We start from the raw sequence: 24,510 nt of genomic DNA, 5'->3' as shown, positions 1-24,510 counted from the left end.
CGCTGTGCGTCCTGACTTGCCGGTCTACTGACCGGCCCCGGTACGCACACGAGCCGACGGGGGCTCCGGGCACCACGAGTGCCCGGAGCCCCCGTCGTCGTCAAGAGCAGATCTGGCCGTCCCCGGGCACCGTGCCGTCCAGGAGATAGCCGTGCACCGCGTCCTGCACACACGCGTTCCCGCTGTTGTAGGCCCCGTGCCCCTGCCCCTCGTACGTCAGCTCCACACCCACGCCCTCACCGAGCGCCCGCGCCATCCTGCGCGCCCCCTCGTACGGGGTGGCCGGGTCGCCGGTGTTGCCGATCACCAGGATCGGAGCCGCGCCGGGGGCGTGGACATCCGGATGCTCGGCGGCCCCGGGCACCGCCCAGTCGGCGCAGTCGGTCATCCCCCACGCCAGGTACTCCCCGAACAGCGGGGACGCGGCCCGGAACGCGGGCAGCCGGCGCTCCACGTCCTCAGGGGTGTAGCGGGGTTCGTCGTCGGCGCAGTTGACGGCCACGTTGGCCGGGACGAGGTTGCTGTACTCGCCGTTCTCGCCGCGCCCGTTCATCGAGTCGGAGAGGGCCATCAGGATCGTCCCGTCACCGTCGTACGCCTGCTCCAGGCCGTCGGTGAGGAGCTCCCAGAAGTCCTGGGAGTACAGGGCCTGCACGATTCCGTTGGTCGCGGCGGTCTGGGTCAGTTCGCGCGGGAAGACGCCGGGGACGGGCGTGCGGTCGAGGTTCTTCAGCAGTGTGGCGATGCGGTCCTTCACGTCCTGCGCGCTGTCGCCGACGGGGCACTCCTCGGTCCTCGAGACGCAGTCCTCGGCGTAGTTGTCGAGCGCGAGCTGGAACCCCCGGGCCTGTCCCAGCGAGCCCTGTTCCGCGGTTTCCGTGGGGTCGACGACCGCGTCGAACACCGCGCGGCCCACCTTCTCCGGGAACAGGTGGGCGTAGACGCCGCCGAGTTCGGTGCCGTAGGAGACACCGAAGTAGTGCAGGGTGTCGTCGCCGAGGACCTGGCGCATCAGGTCCAGGTCGCGGGCGGCGTCCGTGGTGCGCACATGCGGCAGCACCCGCGCGGAGTTCCTCTCGCAGGCCGCGTTGAACTTCTCGGTGCCGTCCAGGAGTTCCGTGCGCTCGGCGGCGTCGTCGGGGGTGGCGTCCTGCTGGAGGTACGCGTCGAGCCGCCGGTCGTCCAGGCAGGTCACGGGTGCGCTGCGGCCGACCCCGCGGGGATCGAAGCTCACCAGGTCGTAGCGGGTGCGCAGGGTCGCGTAGTCCTCGCCGAACGCGGGCAGGGCGGTGACGCCCGAGCCGCCCGGGCCGCCGAAGTTGAAGATCAGCGAGCCGATGCGTTCGCTCGCCGGGCCGCTCGACCCGGCCCGGATCAGCACGATGCCGATGGTGTCGCCCGCGGGGTCGTCCCAGTCCAGCGGCGCCTTCATGGTGGCGCAGCTCCATCCGCCCCGGCCGCCGGGCAGGGGCGACGGGGCGGAGCCCCCGCCCTGCTCCTGGGAGGGAGCCGGGCAGTCCTTCCAGTCGAGCCGCTGTCCTGTCAGGTCCTCGGCCTTGTCGTCGCCCTCACCGCAGGCCGTCAGCAGCGCGGACAGCAGCACGGCGCAGACGGTCGGGACGGCGGCACGCGGACGGAAGGGGCGGGGCATGATCCCATCCTGCTGCCGTCCGGAGCGGGACGCGCGGGGCACGGGCCGTACGAGGTAAGGGGCCCTCGCTCACAAGGCCGCCTTGCGGGTGAGGTGGTTGAAGGCCAGCCAGCCCGGCAGCACCGGCAGCCAGAGCGTCAGGAGCCGGAAGAGCAGCACCGCCGGCGCGGCGACCTCCTTGGGGAGCCCGACCGCGATGAGACCGACCGTGAGGGTCGCCTCGACGGCGCCGACACCGCCCGGCGTCGGGGCCGCCGACCCCAGTGCGTTGCCGGCGAGGAAGACGACGGCGACGCTGGCGATGCTGACCGAGGTCGTCTCGTCGCCGAACGCCCGGATCGAGGCGTCCAGGCACATCACGAAGCAGGCCGTCAGCAGCAGCATGCCGCCGATGCCGGTGACCAGCTTCTGCGGCCGCTGCAGCACGTCGAGCATGCGCGGCACGACACCCGCGAAGAGCGACCGCACGCGCGTGACGACGAATTTCCGCAGGAACGGCACCGAGGTCACCACGAGCACCAGCACCGCCACCGTCAGCAGGCCCCCGATCACCGTGCGGGACGGCGAGAGGGAGGGCGTCTTCTCGGTTCCGGTGAGATAGCCGAAGGCCAGCAGCATCAGGATGTGGCAGCCGAGCCCGAAGAGCTGCGACGCGCCGACGCTCGCCACCGCGAGCCCCGGCCGCACCCCCGCGCGCTGGAGGAACCGCGTGTTCAGGGCGACGCCGCCCACCGCGGCCGGGGCGACGATCTTCACGAACGACCCGGCGACCTGTGCCGCCACGGTCCGTACGAACGGCACCCGTTCGGGTACGAACCCGAGGAGGGCCATGGCCGCCGCGACGTAACTGGCCGCCGAGAACAGCACCGCCGCGGCCACCCAGCCCCACTCCGCGTTCTCTACCAGCGGGCCGAACTCGATGTGGGTGAGCTGCGTCAGCAGGAAGTACGCGCCGATCGCACCGGCGATGAAACTGATCAGGGTCCGCGGCCGCACCCGCTCCAGGCGGGCCGGTTCCACCGGGGCCTGCGGCCTGATCCGCAGCACCTCGTGCCGGATCTGGGTGAGCAGGTCCTCCTCGCGCGCTTCCTCCATGGCTTCGTCGACGGCCCGCTTCTCGGCCCGCTGCTCCGCGCGTACGGCCTTCTTGTCGGGCTTGTCGAGCACGACCTGGTGGGGGCCGTGCTCCGCGCGGGCCGGCTTGGACTGCCGGTAGGCCTCCAGGACCGCCTCACGTTCGCGTTCCGCCCGCTCCCGGGCCAGCTGCCGCAGTGTCCCGCGCGTGGAGCGGCTCAGCGCGATGGGCTGGAGCATCGGCAGACAGTCCGCCACGGTGTCGGGGCCGAGGACGCTCAGCGCGGAGGCCACCGCGCGCTCGGCGCCCACCCTGAGCCCCAGGGTCACCAGCAGTTGGGAGGTGTCCATGCGCAGCAGCAGATCGCCGGCCGCGATCTCGCCGCCGCGCAGATCGGTGAGGATCACCGTGCCGGAACGATCCACCAGGATGGCGTCGCCCACCAGCCTGCGGTGCGCGATACGACGGGACTGCAGGGCCCGTACCTGGTGCCAGGTGTCGCGCAGCAGGTCGTCGGTGATCTCCTCGTCCGGCAGTGAGTCGAGGGTGCGCCCGCCGCTGTGCTCGTAGACGAGCATCACCGCGTCGGGGCCGAGCTCGGAGGTCGCGATCAGCTTGGGGGCGTTGGCGCCGGCCGCGATGGCCGCGTAGGCCAGCAGCGCCTCCTGCTCCAGCGCCTGGCGCAGCGACTGCAGGCTGCTGCGGGTGGCGAAGCCGCGCAGGGCCAGATTGCGCCACGCGCGGTAGAAGAACCCCTGCGCCTGCTGCTCACGGTCGACCACCGTGACGTCCAGCGGCCCACCGTCCTCCAGGGTGACGAAGTACCGGCGTCCCCGGTCCCCGGCCTCGGAGGCGTCGCCGGACTCCACCCGGGACGCGGTCACGGGGCGGAAGCCGACGGTGCGCAGGCCCGCCATCAGGGTGCGGCCGGTGGGGCGCACATTGGGCGAGCCGACCGCGTAGAGGGTCCCGTAGGCGACGGTCCAGCCGATCAGGACCGTCAGGATGATCGAGAACGGTGTGGTGTACCCGGTGACGAGCATCGAGAAGGCGTCGAGGAGCAGCACCACCCACAGCACCGCGCGCCACCGGGGTCTGCGGGACATCCCGACGGCCGTCATGTACGCGATCACCGGGGCCAGATAGCCGTGCACCGGGTCGGTCAGGGCGTGGATGTCGCCGGGGGAGGGCTGGGTGAGCGCCTCCTGGATCGAGTCCGGAGCGGCACGCGCGACCCACAGGTCGGTGGCGAGTGTCACACCGTGCGCGAGGACGGCGGCGAGCACGCCGTCGGCGATCCGCAGTCCGTCCCGTTTGATCAGCCGCTCGATGGCGAAGGCCACCGGCACCAGGAGGATCGCGATGCTGGAGGCCAGCCCCGCGATCTTGATGAGCAGGTCGGGCGCCTGTCCGGTGCCCTTGGTGATGTCCTGTTCCAGGCCCGAGGTGGTGCCGTGGGCGAACGCGGCGATCGCCAGCAGCACCACGACGGCGAGCACGCCCGCCAGGAGCCGCATGAGGTCGGACGGGCGGTGCACCCGCGCGGGGAGCAGCGGTTCGTCGCCCTCCACCTCGTCGATGTGCGCCGCCCCGGGGTCCGCGGTGTCCGGGCGCGACGAGGCGTCAGGGGTGCCCTCCGTGTCCTCGGGGTGCGCGCCCTGCTGCTTCATCGTCTCTTCTCGATCTTGTATCACCAGTCACCGCCCGCACGATGGTGGCATGCCTTACCGGCACAAGGGGGCATCAGGGTCGGAACGCGGGCCGCACAGTCTGCCCGAAGTGCCGCTCCGGGGCGAGCCGCGCGCACACGCGTGAGCGCGTCACGTTGTCGGTGGGGTGGGGCAGGATGGGCCGGATGAGCCAGGAGAGCCTTCCGTCCGACGGCGGCCCGGAGCACCCGGACGCCCTGCCCGAGTACGCCGAGCGGGTCCTCGAGGTGACCGAGCTGATCCCGCCGGGGCGTGTCATGACGTACGGGGACGTGGCCGAGTGGCTGGGGGAAGGCGGCCCCCGGCAGGTCGGGCGTGTGATGGCCCTGTACGGAGGAGCGGTGCCGTGGTGGCGTGTCGTCCGCGCGGACGGCGTGCCGCTGCCGGGCCACGAGCTGAGGGCCCTCGGCCACTACCGCGCGGAGGGCACGCCCCTGAAGGAGGCGGGCCGGGCCGCGGAGGGCCATGTGCCGCGCCTCGACATGAGGCGCGCGCGATGGGACGGCGGCGGATACACCGAAGGTCACACCTGACAGCTTCCGCCCTCGCGCACGCCGCCGTGTGACCTTTGATCCCTTGAGGTGATATGGGGCACATGCGTGGCATGACGTACGTTCGTGAGGCGAGGGACATCTGTGGCCGGAGTGTCCGGAGGGAAGAAGCGGAAAGCCTGCTTCCGCACTTCTCACCGGCGTAGCGTCGGCCGCGCGTGCCCCCTTCACCCCGCGCCCACCGCCCCGCACGCGCGGCGAAAAGCCCCACAGCACACCCACCAGGACCGGCGAACCACGTGAGCTCCTCTTCCTCCACCAGCGGCCTGTCGCACTCCCAGGTGCGGCGGGGGAACCGTGGCGCTTATCGACTGGTGCGTACCCCGCCCGCCCGGGTGAATCCCCCTCGCATGGACGCCGCACAGCGCTCCGTGGTTGAGCACACGACCGGCCCGCTGCTCGTTCTCGCAGGTCCGGGCACCGGCAAGACCACCACCCTGGTCGAGTCCGTGGCCGCGAGGATCGCCCGTGGCCAGGACCCCGAGCGGATCCTGGTGCTGACGTTCAGCCGCAGGGCCGCCGTCGAGCTGCGCGACCGCATGGCCCTGCGCATCGGGACCGCGCGCGCCCCGCAGGCGACCACCTTCCACTCGTTCTGCTACGCCCTGATCCGCGCCCACCAGGACAGCGACCTCTTCGTGGAGCCGCTGCGGCTGCTGTCGGGCCCCGAGCAGGACGTCACCGTCCGCGAGCTGCTCGCCGGCCAGGTGGACCTGGAGCGGCTCGGCCTCGCCCATGTGCGCTGGCCGGACGAGCTGCGCGCCTGCCTGACCACCCGCGGCTTCGCCGACGAGGTCCGCGCGGTGCTCGCCCGCAGCCGTGAGCTGGGTCTCGGCCCCGAGGCCCTGGACGCCTTCGCCCGCCGCATCGGACGCCCCGACTGGCGCGCCGCCTCCGCCTTCCTCGCCGAGTACCTCGACGTCCTCGACCTGCAGGGCGTCCTCGACTACGCCGAACTGGTCCACCGCGCGGTGCTCCTCGCCGGCCGCCCGGAGACCGCCGGACGACTGGCCGCGCGGTACGACGCCGTCTACGTCGACGAGTACCAGGACACCGACCCCGCCCAGGTACGGCTGCTGCGCGCCCTGGCCGGCGGCCGCACCATCGTCGCCTTCGGCGACCCCGACCAGTCGATCTACGCCTTCCGGGGCGCGGACGTGGGCGGCATCCTGGAGTTCCCGCACACCTTCCCCCGCGCGGACGGCAGCCCGGCCCCGGTCGAGGTGCTGCGCACCTCCCGGCGCTCCGGCGCCGCCCTGCTGGAGGCCACCCGGCGGGTGACCCGGCGCATGCCGCTGCCCCGCCTGCCCGCCGAGAAGGTCCGCGCCCACCGGGAACCGACCCCGGACCGGGACGGCGGCCAAGTCGAGGTGTACACCTACCCGACGTCCGGCACGGAGCTGGACAACATCGCCGACATCCTGCGCCGGGCGCATCTGGAGGACGGCGTTCCCTGGAAGGACATGGCCGTCCTGGTCCGGGCCGGCGCCCGGACCCTTCCCGCCGTCCGCCGCGCGCTCACCTCGGCGGGCGTCCCCGTGGACGTCGACGGCAACGACCTGCCCCTGCGCCACGAACCCGCGGTGGCCCCGCTGCTGACGGCCCTGCGCGCGGTGGCCACGGCGGAGGCGGGCGAACGGGAGGACGCCGGAACCGGTGCCGACGCGTGCTGGCTCGACACCGAAACCGCTCTCACCCTGCTCACCTCCCCCCTCGCCGGTATGGACGCCGCCGACCTGCGCCGCCTCGGACGGGCCCTGCGCGAGGAGGAGCGGGCCGGGGGCAACCCGCTGCCGCCGCCCTCGGACGAACTGCTCGCGCGGGCGCTGGCCGAACCGGAGCGGCTCGCCGTGCACGACCCCGTCTACGCGCGGGGCGCCCAGCGTCTCGGCGGCCTGCTGCGCCGTGCCCGCGAGCGCCTGGCGGGCGGCGGTACGGCCGAGGAGGCCCTGTGGGACCTGTGGGACGGCACACCGTGGCCCGGCCGCCTGGAGCGTGCCGTCCGGCGCGGCGGCGCGGCCGGCCGCAACGCCGACCGGGATCTCGACGCCGTGTGCGCGCTGTTCGCGACCGCCGCCCGCGCGGAGGAACGCACCGGCGGCCGGGGCACCCTGAACTTCCTGGAGGAGATCGAGGCCCAGGACATCGCCGCCGACACCCTCACCCGGCGCGCCGCCCGCCCCGACGCCGTGCGCCTGATGACCGCGCACCGCTCCAAGGGCCTGGAGTGGCGCCTGGTCGTCGTGGCCGGCGTCCAGGAGGGCCTGTGGCCGGACCTGCGCCGCCGCGGCTCCCTGCTGGAGGCCGACCGCATCGGCCGCGACGGACTCGCCGAACCGCTCACTCCCGGCGCGCTGCTCGCCGAGGAGCGCCGCCTGTTCTACGTCGCGGTCACGCGCGCGCGTGAACGGCTCGTCGTGACGGCGGTGAAGGCGCCCGCCGACGACGGCGACCAGCCCTCCCGCTTCCTGACCGAACTCGGTGTCGAGCCCAAGGACGTCACCGGGCGCCCGCGCCGCCCCCTGGCCGTCGCCGCGCTCGTCGCCGAACTGCGCGCCACGACGGTCGACCCCCGGGTCTCCGACACCCTGCGGGAGGCCGCCGCCCAGCGGCTGGCCCGGCTCGCCGCGCTCGCCGACGAGGACGGCCGCCCCCTGGTGCCGTCCGCGCACCCCTACCGCTGGTGGGGCATGTTCGAACCGACGGAGAGCAAGGTGCCGCTGCGGAGTCGCGACCAGCCCGTCGTGCTCTCCGGCAGCGCCCTCGACCAGCTCGCCAACACCTGCGCCCTGCAGTGGTTCCTGGGCCGGGAGGTGAAGGCCGACGCGCCCGCGACCGCAGCCCAGGGCTTCGGCAACGTGGTGCACGTCCTCGCCGACGAGGTGGCCTCCGGACACACCCCGGCCGACCTCGCCGTCCTCATGGAGCGCCTCGACTCGGTGTGGAACGCGCTCGCCTTCGACGCGCCGTGGAAGTCGGCGCAGGAGAAGGAGCACGCGCGCGTGGCGCTCGAACGCTTCCTGGAGTGGCACGTCATGGACCGCGCCGGCCGCACCCCGGTGGCCAGCGAGCACGACTTCGACGTCACCCTCGAAGCGGGCGACTACGAGGTCCGCATCCGCGGCCAGATGGACCGCGTCGAGACCGACGGCGAGGGACGCGCGTACGTCGTCGACTTCAAGACCGGCAAACAGGCGCCCAGCGCCAAGGAGGTGGAACGCCACCCCCAGCTCGCCGTCTACCAGCTCGCCGTCAAGGAGGGCGCCGTCGACGGCCTCTTCGGCGGCGAGCGCCCCGAACCGGGCGGCGCCGAGCTCGTCCAGCTGCGCCAGGGCGCCGCCAAGCGGGACGGCGGCGAGACCCTGCCCAAGGTGCAGGCCCAGGAGCCGCCGGAGGGGGAGTGGGTCGGCGATCTGCTGGCCACGGCCGCCGGGAAGGTCCTGGACGAACGGTTCGGTCCGACCGCGGGCCAGCACTGCGCCCACTGCGCGTTCCGGGCCTCGTGCAGCGCCAGACCCGAGGGCCGGCACGTGGTCGAGTGACCGGAGTGACGCATCGCACCACCCGTGCCGACCTGCGGTTCTCCGCTCCCGGGGCGCTCCGACGGTCCCCGCTGTCAGTGTCCGCCGCTAGATTCTGCGTGTGCCCGCCCGTATCACCGACGCCGATCAGCTCAAGGAGCTCCTCGGCATCCCCTTCACCCCGGAGCAGACGGCCTGCATCATCGCGCCGCCCGCCCCGCAGGTGATCGTGGCCGGAGCCGGGTCGGGCAAGACGACGGTCATGGCGGCCCGCGTGGTGTGGCTGGTCGGCACCGGCCAGGTCGCCCCCGAACAGGTGCTCGGCCTCACCTTCACCAACAAGGCCGCCGGTGAACTTGCCGAACGCGTCCGCAAGGCACTGATCAAGGCCGGCGTCACCGACCCCGACCCCCTCCCGTCACCCGACCACCACCCCTCGACGACGGCGCTTCGCGCCGACCCCTTCCAGTCGGACCCGGACAACCCCCCGGGCGAGCCCGTGATCTCCACGTACCACGCCTTCGCCGGCCGCCTGCTGACCGACCACGGCCTGCGCGTCGGCCTCGAACCGACCTCCCGCCTCCTCGCCGACGCCACCCGCTACCAGCTCGCCGCGCGGGTCCTGCGCGAGGCCCCCGGCCTCTACCCGGCGCTCACCCGCTCCTTCCCCGACCTGGTCGGCGACCTCCTCACCCTCGACGCCGAGCTCTCCGAACACCTCGTACGCCCCGAGGACCTGCGCGCCCACGACGCCGGGCTGCTGCGCACCCTGGAGAACACCAGGCTCACCAACGCCGACCTGCGCAAGGTCCCCGAGGCGGCCGCCGCGCGGCGCGAGCTCGCCGACCTCGTACTGCGCTACCGGGCCGCCAAACGCGAACGCGACCTGCTCGACTTCGGCGACCAGATCGCCCTGTCCGCCCGGCTCGCCGCCCTCCCCGAGGTGGGCCGCCTCCTGCGCGACGAGTTCCGCGTGGTCCTCCTCGACGAGTACCAGGACACCTCCGTCGCCCAGCGCGTCCTGCTGGCCGGACTGTTCGGCGGCGGCACCGGCCACCCGGTGACCGCCGTCGGCGACCCCTGCCAGGCGATCTACGGCTGGCGCGGCGCCTCCGTCGCCAACCTCGACGACTTCCCCGAGCACTTCGCCCACGCCGACGGCCGCCCCGCCACCCGCCAGTCGCTCAGTGAGAACCGCCGCAGCGGCGGACGGCTCCTCGACCTCGCCAACGGCCTAGCCGAGCCGCTGCGCGCCCTGCACGCGGGCGTGGAGGCCCTCCGCCCGGCCCCCGGCGCCGAACGCGACGGCACCGTCCGCTGCGCCCTGCTGTCCACCCACGCGGAGGAGATCGACTGGATCGCCGACTCCGTCGCCCACCTCGTGAACACCGGCAAGGCGCCCGGTGAGATCGCCGTGCTGTGCCGCACGGCCGGCGACTTCGCCGAGATCCAGGGCGCCCTCGTCGCGCGGGACGTCCCCGTCGAGGTGGTCGGCCTGTCCGGGCTGCTCCACCTTCCCGAGATCGCCGACCTGGTCGCCGTCTGCGAGGTCCTCCAGGACCCCGGCGCCAACGCCTCCCTCGTACGGCTGCTGACCGGCCCGCGCTGGCGCATCGGCCCCCGCGACCTCGCCCTGCTGGGGCGGCGCGCACGACGGCTCGTCTCCCACGCGCGCGTGGACGGCGACGACGACCCCGACCGGCGGCTCGCCGAGGCCGTCGAGGGCGTCGACCCGGCCGAGGTGATCTCGCTCGCCGACGCCCTCGACACCTTCCTGGAGACACCGCTGGACGGCCGCGGGGACGACGACGGCCTGCCCTTCTCACCGGACGCCCGCGTACGCTTCGCCCGCCTGGCCACCGAACTGCGCGAGCTGCGCCGCTCCCTCTCCGACCCCCTCATGGACGTCCTGCACCGCGTCCTCGCCGTCACCGGCCTGGAGGTCGAACTCTCCGCGTCCCCGCACGCCCTGGCCGCCCGCCGGCGCGAGACCCTCTCCAACTTCCTCGACATCGCCGCGTCCTTCGCCGCCGGCGACAACGAGGCCACCCTGCTCGCCTTCCTCGCCTTCCTGCGCACCGCCGCCCAGTACGAGAAGGGCCTCGACAACGCGCTGCCCGGCGGCGAGAACACCGTCAAGGTCCTCACCGCGCACAAGTCCAAGGGCCTCGAATGGGACGTCGTCGCCGTCCCCGGACTGGTCACCGGCACCTTCCCCAGCGGCCAGGGCCGGGAGAAGTGGACCGCGCAGGGCAAGGTGCTGCCGCACACCCTGCGCGGTGACGCCGAGACCCTGCCCGACGTCGAGTCCTGGGACTCCCGCGGCCTGAAGGCCTTCCACGAGGCCATGAAGGAACACCAGCACACCGAGGAACTCCGCCTCGGCTACGTCACCTTCACCCGCCCCCGCTCCCTGCTCCTCGGCTCCGGCCACTGGTGGGGGCCCAGCCAGAAGAAACCGCGCGGCCCCTCCGCATTCCTCCACGCCCTCCACGCGCACTGCGCCGCCGGACACGGCGAGATCGAGGCGTGGGCCGACGAGCCCGCCGAGGACGAGGAGAATCCCGCCCTGCACCGGGCCGGCGACGACCAGGTGTGGCCCCTGCCCCTCGACGCCGCCGCCCTCGCCCGTCGCCGCGCGGCCGCCGACACCGTCCTCGCCCACCTCCACCGCCTCGCCGCCCTCCCGGACGGCCCCGCCACGGCCGTACACGACCCCGCCACCCACGACGACCCGGACTGGCCGCCGCCGCCCGACGACGAGGACCCCCTCCCCGAGGAGGACCCCTTCGCCGACGCCGGCCCGGACGACTGGGACTCCTGGAGCACCGACCGCCCCACCGTCCCGCACCAGGCGACGGCCCCGGAACCCACCGCACACCCCGGCCCGGCGGAGCCGGCCCATCCGCCGCGCCCCCGTCTCACCCCCGAGGAGGCCCGCACCGTCGCCTCCTGGGACCGCGACCTCGACGCCCTCACCGGCGAGCTCCTGCACCTCCGCGAGAGCGTCACCGAGGTGCGGCTGCCCGCCTCGCTGACCGCCTCCGAACTGCTGCGCCTGGCCGCCGACCCGGACGGCTTCGCCCAGGAGCTGGCCCGTCCCATGCCCCGCCCACCGCAGCCCGCAGCACGCCGCGGCACCCGCTTCCACGCCTGGGTCGAGGCACGCTTCGAGGAACTGACCCTGCCCATGCTCGATCCGGACGAGCTGCCCGGCAGCGACGCCGAGATCGCCGACGAACGCGACCTGGAGGCCCTCAAGGAGGCCTTCGAACGCACCGAGTACGCCCACCGCACCCCCCACCGCGTGGAAGCCCCCTTCCAGTTGTCGATCGCCGGCCGGGTCGTCCGCGGCCGCATCGACGCCGTCTACCGGAAGGACGACGGGGACGGGACCACGTACGAGATCGTCGACTGGAAGACCGGCCGCGACCACACCGCCGACCCGCTCCAGCTCGCCGTCTACCGGCTCGCCTGGGCCGAACAGCAGGGCGTCCCCCCGGAGGCCGTCACGGCCGCGTTCCTGTACGTGCGCACCGGTGAGGTCGTCCGCCCCGACCCCCTGCCCGGCCGCGCGGAGCTGGAGCGGCTGCTGCTCGGGGAGCCGTCCGGTGAGATACCGCACTCCGAGGACACCGGCGCGGGCCGATAGGCTCGAGGACATGAGCCAGCCCGTTGACACCGCCGTCAGCGCCGTCCGTACGTACATCGCACAGCACCGCGTCGCCTTCCTCGACGACCTCACCGAGTGGCTGCGCATCCCGTCCGTCTCGGCCCAGCCCGACCACGCGCCCGACGTGCGCCGCAGCGCCGACTGGCTCGCCGCCGCACTCAAGGAGACCGGCTTCCCGACCGCCGAGGTCTGGCCCACCCCCGGCGCCCCGGCCGTCTACGCCGAGTGGCCCTCCGCCGACCCCGGGGCGCCCACCGTGCTGGTCTACGGCCACCACGACGTGCAGCCCGCGGCCCGCGAGGACGGCTGGGACAGCGAGCCCTTCGAACCCGTCGTCCGGGACGGCCGCCTCTACGCGCGCGGCGCGGCCGACGACAAGGGCCAGGTGTTCTTCCACACCCTCGGCGTCCGGGCCCACCTCGCCGCCACCGGCCGCACCACCCCGGCCGTCCACCTGAAACTGCTGATCGAGGGCGAGGAGGAATCCGGCTCCCCGCACTTCCGCGCGCTCGTCGAACAGCACGCGGACCGGCTCACCGCCGACGCCGTGATCGTCTCCGACACCGGCATGTGGTCCGAGGACACCCCCACCGTGTGCACCGGCATGCGCGGCCTCGCCGAGTGCGAGATCCGGCTGTACGGACCCGACCAGGACATCCACTCCGGTTCCTTCGGCGGCGCGGTGCCCAACCCGGCCACCGCCGTCGCCCGCCTGGTGGCCGCCCTGCACGACGAGCACGGACGTGTGGCGATTCCCGGCTTCTACGACGGCGTCGTCGAGCTCACCGACCGAGAACGCGAACTCTTCGCCGAACTGCCCTTCGACGAAGACCAGTGGCTGCGCACCGCCAAGTCCCACGGCACCCGCGGCGAAGCCGGATACAGCACGCTGGAGCGCGTCTGGGCCCGCCCCACCGCCGAGGTCAACGGCATCGGCGGCGGCTACCAGGGCCCCGGCAGCAAGACGATCATCCCGTCCTCCGCCATGGTGAAGCTCTCCTTCCGGCTCGTCGCCGGCCAGGACCCCGAGCACGTGCGCGAGGCGGTGGGCGCCTGGGTGCCCGGGCAGCTGCCCGGCGGCATCCGCCACGAGATCTCCTTCAGCCCCGCCACCCGCCCCTGCCTGACGCCACTGGACCACCCGGCCCTGCAGTCCGTGGTCCGCGCGATGGGCCGCGCCTTCGACGCACCCGTCCGCTTCACCCGCGAGGGCGGCTCCGGACCGGCCGCCGACCTTCAGGACGTCCTCGGCGCACCGGTGCTGTTCCTCGGCATCTCCGTCCCGTCCGACGGCTGGCACGCCCCCAACGAGAAGGTCGACCTGGACCTGCTCCTCAAAGGCGTCGAGACCAGCGCGTACCTGTGGGGCGACCTCGCCGAGCACTGGCGGCCCGCCCCCTGACCCCGCACACCGTCCGAACCGGACACCCGCGCGGGGCACACTGGAAGGGACCCGCCGCCACGCCCCGCAGGCCCCGGTCCCTCCCGCCGCACGTCCCGCCGAACCGCCCGCCGACCCAATCCGTTCCACCGGGGGAGTTGGAAGCACCCGTGACCACCTGGACCGACCACACCGCCGACCGACCCATCTCGCTCACCGCCCCGAGCGGCATCGACCGCGCCGCCCACCACCGGCTCGACGAGGCATGGCTCGCGGCGGCGTGGAGCCACCCCTCGACCCGCTGCTTCGTGGTCTCCGGCGGCCAGGTCCTCATCGACGAGACGGCGGACGGGCGTACCGAACTCGTCATGACCCCGTCCTTCGAGGCCCCGCTCACCGAGGCCCACCGCTACTTCCTGGGCATCGACGACGAGGGCGTCAGCTACTTCGCCCTCCAGAAGGACTCCCTGCCCGGCCGCATGGACGCCTCCGCCCGCCCGGCGGGCCTGCGCGAGGCGGGACTGCTCCTGTCGCCGCGCGAGGCCGGCCTGATGGTGCACGCGGTCGCCCTGGAGAACTGGCAGCGGCTGCACCGCTTCTGCTCCCGCTGCGGCGAGCGCACCGTCATCGCCGCCGCCGGCCACATCCGCCGCTGCCCCGCCTGCGGCGCCGAGCACTACCCGCGCACCGACCCCGCGGTGATCATGGCCGTGGTCGACGACCAGGACCGCATCCTGCTCGGCCGCCAGGTCCACTGGCCCGAGGGCCGTTTCTCCACGCTCGCCGGATTCGTCGAGCCGGGGGAGTCCATCGAGCAGTCGGTGCGCCGCGAGGTCCACGAGGAGGTCGGCGTCGGCGTCGGCGAGGTCGAGTACGTCGCCAGTCAGCCCTGGCCCTTCCCGTCCAGCCTCATGCTGGGCTTCACCGCTCGCGCCACCACGACCGAGATCGACGTCGACGGCGACGAGATCCACGAGGCCCGCTGGTTCTCCCGCGACGAACTCGGCGCCGCCTTCGAGTCCGGCGAGGTGCTCCCGCCGTACGGCATCTCGATCGCGGCCCGCCTGATCGAACGCTGGTACGGCAAGGAGCTGCCGACCCGCGGTGCCTTCTGACCGGACGCCCAGCGCTTCGACGGGTCCCGGCGCCGAGCCGCCGGGGCCCGTCCCGCGTACCGGCTACGCTGTCGGGCCGGGCGGAGCCGTAGCGCAGAGGTCGTCGCGCGCGGTCTCCAAAACCGCGAGGACGCCGGTTCGAATCCGGCCGGTTCCGCCTCCCCGCCCCTGAAGACACGTCGGCCCCCTCCGGTGATCTCGACCGGAGGGGGCGCGGCGCCAGAACGTCAGACCGCGAGGGCCTGCTTCACCTGGGCGAGACTCGGGTTCGTCATCACGACCTCGTCGCCGCCGGCGGAGGGAACCACGCGGACCGTGGGCACCGTCTGGTTTCCGCCGTTCGCCTTCTCCACGAAGGCCGCGGAGTCCGGGTCCTGCTCGATGTTGATCTCGGTGTACGCGATGCCCTCACGGTCCAGCTGGCTCTTCAGCCGGCGGCAGTAGCCGCACCACGTGGTGCTGTACATCGTCACAGTGCCCTGCATGCCTCTCGCGCTCCTTCGGCGGCTCGGGGAAGTCCTCGTCGTGGGAGGAACATACGGGAGGGCGCCGGCATTCCCGCCGGCCGGCCGCACGGGTCCCACGTGATACCCGCCGCATTGGTACGACTACGGGGGCCTCCCTGTGGACAACCGGCTCGCCTGTCTCCGGCGACCTGGCAGCATGGCTGTGTGACAGCAGCAACGCACTCCACTCTCTTCCCACAGGTACCGGACTCGGCCGACGCGGTGCTCGAAGGGCTCGACCCCGAGCAGCGCGCCGTGGCCACCGCCCTGCAGGGTCCGGTGTGCGTGCTGGCGGGTGCCGGCACCGGCAAGACCCGGGCCATCACCCACCGGATCGCCTACGGGGTGCGCGCGGGCATCCTCCAGCCCTCCAGCGTGCTCGCCGTCACCTTCACCAACCGCGCCGCCGGGGAGATGCGCGGCCGGCTGCGCCAGCTCGGTGCCGTCGGCGTCCAGGCCCGCACCTTCCACTCCGCGGCGCTGCGCCAGTTGCAGTACTTCTGGCCGAAAGCGATCGGCGGCTCCCTGCCCCGGCTCGTCGACCGCAAGATCCAGCTGGTCGCCGACGCGGCCACCGCCTGCCGTATCCGGCTCGACCGGGGCGAGCTGCGGGACGTCACCGCGGAGATCGAATGGTCCAAGGTCACCCAGACCGTCCCGGCCGACTACGCGGCCGCCGCCGCCAAGGCCGGCCGGGAGTCCCCCCGTGACCCCGCCGAGATCGCCCAGCTCTACTCCGCCTACGAGGACCTCAAGCGCGAGCGCGCCGTCATCGACTTCGAGGACGTGCTGCTGCTGACCGTCGCCGTCCTGCAGGACCGGCACGACATCGCCGAGCAGGTCCGCGCCCAGTACCAGCACTTCGTCGTCGACGAGTACCAGGACGTCAGCCCGCTCCAGCAGCGGCTGCTGGAACTGTGGCTCGGCGAGCGGGAGAACCTGTGCGTGGTCGGCGACGCCAGCCAGACGATCTATTCGTTCACGGGCGCAACCCCCGACCATCTGCTCGACTTCCGCACCCGTCACCCCGGGGCCACCGTCGTCAAGCTGGTCCGCGACTACCGCTCGACCCCCCAGGTCGTCCGCCTGGCGAACGGCCTGCTCGCCCAGGCCCGTGGCCGGGCCGCCGACCACCGGCTGGAGCTGGTCTCCCAGCGTGCTGCGGGGACCGAGCCGGTCTTCACCGAGTACCCCGACGAGCCCGCCGAGGCGGAGGGCGTCGCCCGACGCATCCGTGAACTGATCGACGCCGGGGTCCCGGCGAGCGAGATCGCCGTCCTGTTCCGGACGAACGCCCAGTCCGAGACCTACGAGCAGGCCCTCGCCGATGTCGGCGTGCCCTACCAGCTACGGGGCGCCGAGCGGTTCTTCGACCGCCCCGAGGTGCGCAAGGCCGGCATCGCCCTGCGCGGCGCGGCCCGCTTCGGCGGCAACGACGCCCTCCTCGACGACGCCCCCGACCTGCCCTCCCAGGTGCGCGCCGTGCTCTCGGGCGAGGGCTGGACGACCCAGCCGCCGGCCGGCTCCGGAGCGGTCCGGGAACGCTGGGAGTCACTGGCCGCGCTGGTGCATCTCGCCCAGGACTTCGCCGCCGCCAGGCCCGGCGCCACCCTCGCCGACCTCGTCGCCGAACTCGACGAGCGGGCCGGCGCCCAGCACGCCCCGACCGTGCAGGGCGTCACCCTCGCCTCGCTGCACTCGGCCAAGGGCCTGGAGTGGGACGTCGTCTTCCTGGTCGGCGTCGCCGAGGGCATGATGCCGATCACCTACGCAAAGACCGACGAACAGATCGAGGAGGAGCGCCGCCTCCTCTACGTCGGTGTCACCCGCGCCCGTGAGCGCCTCCAGCTCTCCTGGGCCCTCTCCCGCTCCCCCGGCAGCCGGCCGAACCGCCGCCCCAGCCGCTTCCTCCACGGACTGCGCCCCGGTTCGAACGCCGCCGCGGGCCGGGCCGGCGCGGCCGGCGCGGGAGGTGTGGAGCGCGGCTCGTTCGGGGCGGCGTCCCCCTCGGTCGTCCCGGGCCCCAGACGCGGACAGCGCAGCCCCGCCCGCTGCCGGGTGTGCGGCCGCACGCTGACCGACGCGGGCGAGATGAAGCTGATGCGCTGCGAGGACTGCCCCACGGACATGGACGAGGGCCTGTACGAGCGGCTCCGTGAGTGGCGCGCCGTCCAGGCGGGGCGCAGCGGGCAGCCGGCCTTCTGCGTCTTCACCGACAAGACGCTGATGGCCATCGCCGAGACGGTCCCCGACGACGAGCACGCGCTGGCCAGGATCCCCGGGGTGGGGATGCGCAAGCTGGGCCGCTACGGAGCCGATGTTCTGGCCATCTGCGCAGGTCGTGACATCACCGAGGAACAGGATCAGGACTGATCCGAACTCGTCGGAAAAATAGTTTGCGCATGCCCCGGCAATCCCCATAGGTTCTTAGGCACGGGGACGGCGGCCTTCTCCAAGGCCCCGCTGCCGTGTTGTACTTGCATATCCGCGGACCGGTTCACCCCGGTCCCCTAGACGCCGAGAGGAGGCGAGTCCAGTGATCAGCATCAACACCAGCTCCATCGTCAAACTGACCGATCGCTCGGCCGTCTCCCTGTGCATGCTCGGCGCCTCGAACCAGGGCACCGGTCTGTCCGGCATTCATGCCGCACGTCTGGTGTCCTCCCTCGCTCCCGCGGCTCCTGCCGTCCGTGAGCGCGATGAGCGACCGACCAAGGCACTGGAAGCGGTAGTGGCACAGGCGAAGGCCTATGCCTTTGCGGCAGCCGGTGCCGGATTCCGGAAGCAGACGACGCAGCACCACCTGATGTGGGCCTTCCGTGGGCCAGAACCCTGGAGTGATCCAGCCTGATGCGATCAGGCCGGCGCCTTCAGGGCCGCGGAACCCCACCCGGGATCCGCGGCCCTTCTGTTTTCCCCCAAGCGGGGAGAGCGAAGCGCCTCGGGACAAGAAAAGAACCCGGTACCAGCCGCCACCCGGCCAACAGGCCGGAAACGACCAGACGAGGAAGACGAACCGTGCAACTCGAAGCGCACGTCCCGTCCGTACCGCCTTCCGACACGATCCCCAAGCCCGGCTCCACGGAGGACCCGACCTTGACTCCGCTCACCGCGCTCACCGCGCTCGACGACGCCATCGAGAACCTCGGCGTGCCCGTCCCGTGCCGTTCCTACGACCCGGAGGTCTTCTTCGCCGAGTCGCCGGCGGACGTCGAGTACGCCAAGTCCCTCTGCCGCACCTGCCCGCTGGTCGAGGCCTGCCTCGCCGGCGCCAAGGAGCGGCGTGAGCCCTGGGGCGTCTGGGGCGGCGAGCTGTTCGTCCAGGGAGTTGTCGTCGCCCGCAAGCGGCCGCGTGGCCGCCCGCGCAAGAACCCGGTCACGGCATGAACACCCCAGGAACGATCGACCGCCCTCTCACGCTCGACCCCCAGAAGCAGGCCCCGATGATGCCGTCCGCCCACGAGCCCTCAGGCTCCGCGACCGAAGACTTCACCACCAGCGGTGCGAACGACTCGCGCCAGAACAGGACCCGAGAGATGCAACTCATCCCAGAAGCCCTGGCCCGTGCGCATATGCACGAGCGACTGCGGGAGGCGCAGCGGGAGCGCCAGGCCGTGCGCCTGGTGACCGCTCGCCGGATGCAGCGCCGGGCCGAGCGCGCCTCCCGGCGCGCCCGCCGCGCGCTCGCCATGGCGGTCATGCAGTAACCGGTCCCACCTGAAGCGGTGGCCTCCCCCAGCCGGAGGCACAGCTCTCCCCGCGGGGGCCGGTCCGTGCGAACGGACCGGCCCCCGCGGTGCGTTGCGCGGGGCGGGCCGTCGGGAACGGCGTTATCGTCGGCGAGTGACGAGTCATCCCGGTGGCGACGACGACGGCTCCGCGGCGGAGCCGGAGCCGCTGGTGTGTGCCCGCTGCGGCACCCGCGCCGAGGGGCCGCGGCCGACCTGGACCTTCTCCGTCGAGGGCGGCGCCCGCCGTCACTACTGCGAGGCGTGCTCCCGCGACAACCTGCGGGCGATCGAGGGCCGCCTGGACGCGCGGTGGTGGTAGCGGCCGGCACGGGAAGCGCCCGCCGCGTCCCTCATGCCCGGGCGGCCGGTTCCTCCACCGCCGGTTCCTCCGGGACGAAACCCGGCAGCCACTCCTCCAGCTCCTCCCGCAGCCGCACCGTCGCGCCCAGCTGACAGAGCACGCCGATCGTGCTCAGGGTCACCCGGTGGATCAACAGGTAGGCCGGGGGAAGGTTGAGCTGCTTGGCCAGCTGGGAGGCGGGGGAGCGGGGGTCGGCTATCCGGGCCGCCTGGCTCCGCATCCAGCCGCGGGTGAAGGTGAACTCGTCGGCCGCGGCCGGCTCGATGATCGGCAGGAGGTAGTCGAGGACGGTGTCGGGGTCCAGTTCGATCGACTCCTTGACGAAGCCCTCGGCGCAGAGCATCTCGTAGACGGTCTCCGCCTCTCCGTCCAGCGTCATCCGCAGGGCCGCGCCGATGGGCTCGGGCAGCCCGCCCGGGAGCCGGTCGACGGTGCCGAAGTCCAGCACACCCAGACGCCAGTCGTCCTCGCCCCGCGGCCCGCCGGGCAGCAGACGGAAGTTCCCGGGATGCGGGTCGGCGTGCAGCAGACCGGTGCGGGCGGGACCGGAGAACAGGAAGCGGGCCAGGAGCTGGCCGGCCCGGTCGCGCTGTGCCTCCGTGCCGTCCGAGATGATCTCCGACAGCGGTATGCCGTCCATCCACTCGGTGACCAGCACCTGCTCGCACTGGTGGACCACATCCGGCACGACGACGTCGGGGTCGTCCGTGAACTCCTCGGCGTGGGTCCGCTGGGCCTGGGCCTCCAGGCCGTAGTCCAGCTCCTCGGAGACCCGGTCCTTGAGCTCCGTGATCAGTGGTTTGACGTCCATGCCGGGGATGAGCGGCCCCAGCAGACGGGCGAAGCGGCTCAGCTGGTTCAGGTCGGACAGCAGGGCCTCGCCGGCGCCCGGGTACTGCACCTTGACCGCCACCTCGCGGCCGTCGTGCCACACCGCCCGGTGCACCTGGCCGATCGAGGCCGCGGCGGACGGCTTGTCCTCGAACTCGAGGAACAGCTCCTGCCAGCCTTCGCCCAGCCGCTCCGCCAGCACCGTGTGGACGGTACGGGTGGGCATCGGCGGGGCTGCCTCCTGCAGCTTGGTCAGCGCCGCCCGGTAAGGGCCGGCGACCTCCTCCGGCAGTGCCGACTCGAAGACCGACAGGGCCTGGCCGAACTTCATCGCGCCGCCCTTGAGCTCGCCGAGCACCTTGAAGAGCTGCTCGGCGGTGCGCTGCTGGAGCTCGCGGCCGACAAGCTCCGCGGACTCACCCACGATCCGCTTGCCGAGCCCCCAAGTAGCCCGCCCGGCGAAGCCGAGCGGGAGCGCGGCCAGTTTGGCGGTCCGGGTGACCGCCTTCCGGGGAAGATCAGACATGCGCCCTCCAAGTCCCTGCCGGCCGTTTCGCGTCCGCCTCGCGGCGCCACTCCTCCGACGGCCCGTGCTCGGTCATTGTCTCGTGCGACCCCCCGTCCCCGGGGGTGTGTTCTCCCTTACCTTTTTCCGGACCTTCGCGCACGGCTCCGCAGGGGCAGGCCGGGTGCGGCCGGACCGGACGCGCATCCCAGTGCAGAGCGGGAAGGGAGACCTCCCAGCGTGCGCCGGCGCTGGACGGGACCCGGCCGTCCAGGAAGGCGAGCGCGTGGGCGGCCGCCAGCCCGGCCACCGTCGTGGCCAGCGTCAGGTCGCAGGCGCCCACCCGGCGCTGCCGCCCGGAGCGCCACTGGGCGGCCAGGCGCGGCCAGGCCGGATCCCGGTCGGTGCGGTCCTGCTGGAGACAGCCCGCACAGCTCGTCTCGCCGGGCAGGACCAGCGGGCCGACCACACCGGTCCCCTCCACGACACCGGCGTAGAGATGGGGTGTGCCCGAGGACACGAGGGGTTCGGCGGCCGCCGGATCGGGCGCGTGCACGGCGACGTCGTCCCGCGGGGCGAGGACGACCAGACCGAAACCGGGGTCGCCCCCTTCGAGGGGGGACCGGGCGGTCCGGTGCGGCGGGCGGTCCGGGGCGGCCTGGCGTACCGCGCGGCGGGCCGCCTCGTCCCTGCGGTCGCCGACGGCCTCGGCGGGCAGCCCGCCCGGCACGACGTCCCACGGCTCGACCTGCCCGACGTCGCGCACGTCGACCTCGCCCACCCCGGCTCCCGACAGCAGCGCCGCGAGGGCGGCACCCACCCGGCCCGCGCCTCTCACCTGCACCCGCATACTGCGGCGCGCCGCCAGCCGGCGCAGCGGATCGCCCGGTTCGGAGGTGGTCAGGGCGAGGGAGGCCAGGTCCGGACGGAGCCGGTCGAGGACCTCCGGTTTCTCCCGCAGGGCCTCGGCGGCCGGCCCGCCGCCCCGCGAGTCGTCCAGCAACCCGGCCCGCGACAGTCGGCGTACCAGCCGGTCGACATGGCCCTCGGGCAGGTCCATGCGCTGTGCCTCCTCCCGCAGGAGCTCCAGCCCGCGGGCGCCGTTGAGCAGGTCGAGAAAGCTGCCCGTGGCCGTGTCCACCGGGCCCAACGTCAACGCGTGGGCCGGCGTCATCCCGAACTGCACGGTGTTGAGATCGCGCCATCCGCGCCGCAGCGCGGGCTTGACCATCGGATGCATGAAAGGCCCCCGTATGTACCGGATCGTCCCGTTGGGCGGTCGAGCCCTTCACGGCTCGTCCGACGCATGCCAGCATGCCGGGACGGGGCGAAGGCCGCCGAAAGTTGTCCACAGGCGGCGGGATTCATCGTACAAATCCGGCGCCCGGTGGGGGATCGCCGCGGAACCGTCCCGGAGCCAAGACTTCCCCGTGTGCAGCGGGTACCGTCGGGACGTGCCCGCCGACCCACTGCACCGCGCCGGAAAGTCACAGCGCAGCACGACGAGCCAGCCGGCGAACGGCTCACGGGCGAGCGCGATCGAGGTCCGCAGGAGCGCCCGCCGCCGCAGAACGGTCTCCGCGTACCGCGAGGGCGACCGCACCGTCGTACTCATCCCTGCCCGGATGTCCGAGGCGGAGGAGCAGCGCTGGGTGACCGTCATGCTCGACAAGCTGGCCGCACAGGAGAGCAGGCGGACGCTCGGGGACACGGAGCTGGCCGAGCGCGCCCGGCGGCTGTCCGAGCAGTACTTCGGCGGACGGGCCAGGCCCGCCTCGGTGCGCTGGGTCACCAACCAGAACACGCGCTGGGGCTCGTGCACCCCGTCCGAGGGAAGCATCCGGCTGTCGCACCGGCTGCAGGGCATGCCCGAGTACGTCGTCGACTACGTCCTCTGCCACGAGCTGGCGCATCTGCTGGTGCCCGGGCACGGCCCGCGTTTCTGGCGGCTGCTGGAGGCGTATCCGAGGACCGAGCGGGCCCGTGGCTATCTCGAAGGAGTGGTCGCGGCCGGGCGGCTGCCGCATGTGCCGGGTGCGCGCGATGCGTGAGCACCGCCCGAGGTGAGCGCGCCGCAGGCCTGTGCGCGCGTTGTGTACCGGGTCTGTACCGACTTCATCCGGTGTCCGGGTTTGCCGTTAGCCTGGCGCGACGCACTCACATTCGGGATGGGGGACGGTCGTACGTATGGCCAGGGAATTCCAACGCGGCCACAAGGCCAGGATCAGTGACCTCACGGCGGGGACGGATCTGTACGTAGGTGTGCAGATCTCCGGCCCGGGGCTGACCTTCGACATCAGCTGCTTCGGTCTCGACGCCGACGAACGGCTCTCCGACGACCGGTACTTCATCTTCTACAACCAGCCGAAGTCCCCCGAGGAGTCCGTCCAGCTCCTGGGTGCCCAGGCGGGCGACACCGAGTCGTTCCGCGTGACGCTGGACCGGATCCCGCAGCAGATCAGGAAGCTGTCCTTCACGGCGACCCTCGACGGCGCCGGGCAGATGTCACAGATCGGTCCCGGGTACATCCGTATCGTCGCGGGCGGCGAGGAGGTGGCCCGGTACCCGTTCAGCGGCTCGGAGTTCTCCACCGAGCGGGCCGTGATGCTGGGTGACTTCTACTTCAAGGACGTCTGGCGGTTCGCCGCCGTCGGGCAGGGCTTCGACGGCGGGCTCGACGCGCTGCTGCGGAACTTCGGCGGAGAGGTGGCCGAGGAGGAGCCGGCCGCCCCGCAGCAGCAGCCGGCCGCCGGCGCAGCCGCACCCGGTTTCGCCCCGCCCGCCCAGGCCACCGCGCCGCCCGCGTTCGGAGCACCCGGCGGCGGCCCGGCCCCCGTGCCCGCTCCGGCCCCCGCCCCCGCCCCGGTTCCTGCGCCCCAGCCCGCCGCGCAGGGCTTCGCGCCGCCGCCGGCCCCCGCACCGTCCGCGCCGCCGGTGCACACCGCGCCGACCATCGTCGCGCCCTTGAACACCCCGCCCGGCGGCTCCCCGGTGCCGCCCCCGGCGCCGGCCCCCGCACCCTACGGCCAGCCGGGCCAGCAGCCGCCGTACGGTCAGCCCGCCCCGCCGCCGGGCTACGGGCAGCCGCCGGCCCCGCAGGCACCGACCGGCTACGGACAGCCGACGCCCCCTCCGGGGTACGGACAGCAGCCGCCGCCCGGACAGCCGCCGGCCCCGCAGGCCCCCTACGGGGCACCGCAGGGTGCCCCCCATGGTGCTCCGCAGGGCGCACCGCAGGGCCCCGGTGTCCTCGGCGCGCTCCAGCAGTTCAAGGAGACGCCCACCGGTCAGCGCTGGACGCAGCAGAACAAGAAGCTCGTCCGCGCGGACCTCGGGATCGGCGGTCAGCCCGTGCTCGCCCGGCAGGGCAGCATGGTGCTCTACCAGGGCAAGGTCGACTTCAGCTACAAGGGCGCCGGCTTCTCCGGCCGCATCGTCGGCAACACCACCGGCCAGGAGATGCAGCTGATGCGCTGCACCGGCCAGGGACAGGTGTTCTTCGCCGAGAACTCCACGATGCTGCACCCGATCGAGCTCCAGGGCGACGCCGTCTGCGTCTCCGCCGAGAACGTCCTCGCCTTCGACGAGAGCCTGCAGTACGAGGTCCGCCGCATCGAGGGGCACGGCATCCCGGGCGGCGCGCTGTTCACGATGCAGTTCCAGGGGACCGGCACCCTCGTCGTCAAGACCCACGGCACGCCCGTGGTGCTGCCGGTCACGCCCACCACGTTCGCCGACTGCAACGCCGTGGTCGCCTGGTCGGCCGCCTCCCAGGTGGTCGTCTCCAGCCAGGTGCGGATGCGCCGCAACTCCTACCCCGGCGACACCGGAGAGAGCGTGAACCTCCAGTTCAGGGGCGCACCCGGCAACTTCATCGTCGTCCAGCCGTACGAGATCTGA

General features: G+C 73.2%; 17 protein-coding genes and 1 tRNA gene. 13 read left to right on the top strand and 5 right to left on the bottom strand.

The genetic code is table 11. The features are described from left to right. Positions 1-100: 100 nt before the first annotated feature. Together ACF1DX_RS05465 and ACF1DX_RS05460 are read right to left on the bottom strand one after the other, a co-directional pair. On the bottom strand, positions 101-1,651 hold the full coding sequence (locus tag ACF1DX_RS05465; RefSeq protein WP_391789921.1) for an alpha/beta hydrolase: 1,551 nt from the start codon (positions 1,649-1,651) through the stop codon (positions 101-103). A gap of 69 nt (positions 1,652-1,720) precedes the next feature. Next, entirely contained in the window at positions 1,721-4,396 is a 2,676-nt protein-coding gene (locus tag ACF1DX_RS05460) for a YbhN family protein (RefSeq protein WP_391789920.1), read from the bottom strand. A gap of 185 nt (positions 4,397-4,581) precedes the next feature. On the opposite strand from ACF1DX_RS05460, the gene ACF1DX_RS05455 reads away from it, so the two are divergent. From ACF1DX_RS05455 to ACF1DX_RS05430, 6 genes are all read left to right on the top strand, one after another. Then, positions 4,582-4,968: an MGMT family protein gene (locus tag ACF1DX_RS05455; protein WP_391789919.1), complete on the top strand. Its 387-nt coding sequence runs from the start codon at positions 4,582-4,584 to the stop codon at positions 4,966-4,968. Between the two features lie 257 nt (positions 4,969-5,225). Continuing rightward, positions 5,226-8,528, top strand: coding sequence for an ATP-dependent helicase (locus ACF1DX_RS05450; protein WP_391789918.1), 3,303 nt, complete (start codon positions 5,226-5,228; stop codon positions 8,526-8,528). Positions 8,529-8,628: 100 nt separating this feature from the next. Beyond that, positions 8,629-12,159 carry an ATP-dependent helicase gene (locus tag ACF1DX_RS05445; RefSeq protein ID WP_391789917.1) on the top strand — a complete coding sequence of 1,177 codons (3,531 nt, stop codon included), beginning with the start codon at positions 8,629-8,631 and terminating at the stop codon, positions 12,157-12,159. Positions 12,160-12,169: 10 nt separating this feature from the next. Next, the gene (locus ACF1DX_RS05440) at positions 12,170-13,582 is read left to right on the top strand and encodes a dipeptidase (RefSeq protein WP_391789916.1); all 1,413 of its coding nucleotides are present in this window, start codon (positions 12,170-12,172) and stop codon (positions 13,580-13,582) included. 149 nt (positions 13,583-13,731) lie between these two features. After that, on the top strand, positions 13,732-14,676 hold the full coding sequence (nudC, locus tag ACF1DX_RS05435; protein WP_391789915.1) for an NAD(+) diphosphatase: 945 nt from the start codon (positions 13,732-13,734) through the stop codon (positions 14,674-14,676). A gap of 82 nt (positions 14,677-14,758) precedes the next feature. Beyond that, a tRNA-Trp gene (locus tag ACF1DX_RS05430) sits at positions 14,759-14,833 on the top strand. Between the two features lie 70 nt (positions 14,834-14,903). Here ACF1DX_RS05430 and ACF1DX_RS05425 read toward each other — a convergent pair. Next, positions 14,904-15,161, bottom strand: coding sequence for a mycoredoxin (locus ACF1DX_RS05425; protein ID WP_073932358.1), 258 nt, complete (start codon positions 15,159-15,161; stop codon positions 14,904-14,906). 186 nt (positions 15,162-15,347) lie between these two features. Between ACF1DX_RS05425 and ACF1DX_RS05420 the strand changes: the two genes are divergently transcribed. The 5 genes from ACF1DX_RS05420 to ACF1DX_RS05400 all read left to right on the top strand — a co-directional run bounded on the left by ACF1DX_RS05420 (position 15,348) and on the right by ACF1DX_RS05400 (position 19,232). Continuing rightward, positions 15,348-17,555 carry an ATP-dependent DNA helicase UvrD2 gene (locus tag ACF1DX_RS05420; protein ID WP_391789914.1) on the top strand — a complete coding sequence of 736 codons (2,208 nt, stop codon included), beginning with the start codon at positions 15,348-15,350 and terminating at the stop codon, positions 17,553-17,555. A 163-nt stretch (positions 17,556-17,718) separates the two neighbouring features. Then, complete coding sequence (locus ACF1DX_RS05415; protein WP_085574754.1) at positions 17,719-18,033, top strand: hypothetical protein; 315 nt, start codon at positions 17,719-17,721, stop codon at positions 18,031-18,033. A 167-nt stretch (positions 18,034-18,200) separates the two neighbouring features. Further along, on the top strand, positions 18,201-18,569 hold the full coding sequence (locus ACF1DX_RS05410; RefSeq protein ID WP_024884377.1) for a WhiB family transcriptional regulator: 369 nt from the start codon (positions 18,201-18,203) through the stop codon (positions 18,567-18,569). Then, a complete protein-coding gene (locus ACF1DX_RS05405; RefSeq protein WP_391789913.1) occupies positions 18,566-18,889 on the top strand; it encodes a hypothetical protein in 324 nt (107 codons plus the stop codon). The genes ACF1DX_RS05410 and ACF1DX_RS05405 overlap by 4 nt, the downstream gene beginning before the upstream one ends. 136 nt (positions 18,890-19,025) lie before the next feature. After that, positions 19,026-19,232, top strand: a complete 207-nt coding sequence (locus ACF1DX_RS05400) for a hypothetical protein (RefSeq protein ID WP_391789912.1) — start codon at positions 19,026-19,028, stop codon at positions 19,230-19,232. A gap of 31 nt (positions 19,233-19,263) precedes the next feature. Here the strand turns inward: ACF1DX_RS05400 and ACF1DX_RS05395 are convergent, their stop codons facing one another. Together ACF1DX_RS05395 and ACF1DX_RS05390 are read right to left on the bottom strand one after the other, a co-directional pair. After that, positions 19,264-20,631: an ABC1 kinase family protein gene (locus ACF1DX_RS05395; protein WP_391789911.1), complete on the bottom strand. Its 1,368-nt coding sequence runs from the start codon at positions 20,629-20,631 to the stop codon at positions 19,264-19,266. Beyond that, positions 20,624-21,850, bottom strand: coding sequence for a TOMM precursor leader peptide-binding protein (locus tag ACF1DX_RS05390; RefSeq protein WP_391789910.1), 1,227 nt, complete (start codon positions 21,848-21,850; stop codon positions 20,624-20,626). Before ACF1DX_RS05390 ends, ACF1DX_RS05395 begins: the two co-directional genes overlap by 8 nt. A gap of 214 nt (positions 21,851-22,064) precedes the next feature. On the opposite strand from ACF1DX_RS05390, the gene ACF1DX_RS05385 reads away from it, so the two are divergent. Then, entirely contained in the window at positions 22,065-22,661 is a 597-nt protein-coding gene (locus tag ACF1DX_RS05385; protein ID WP_391789909.1) for a M48 family metallopeptidase, read from the top strand. 136 nt (positions 22,662-22,797) lie between these two features. Further along, the gene (locus ACF1DX_RS05380) at positions 22,798-24,510 is read left to right on the top strand and encodes a TerD family protein (RefSeq protein ID WP_391789908.1); all 1,713 of its coding nucleotides are present in this window, start codon (positions 22,798-22,800) and stop codon (positions 24,508-24,510) included.

The organism is Streptomyces sp. NPDC014676 (assembly GCF_043084105.1).
In the GTDB taxonomy this organism is placed as follows: Bacteria; Actinomycetota; Actinomycetes; order Streptomycetales; family Streptomycetaceae; genus Streptomyces.
Note: the sequence above shows the minus strand (reverse complement) of the source record. Positions and strands in the feature narration are given on the sequence as shown.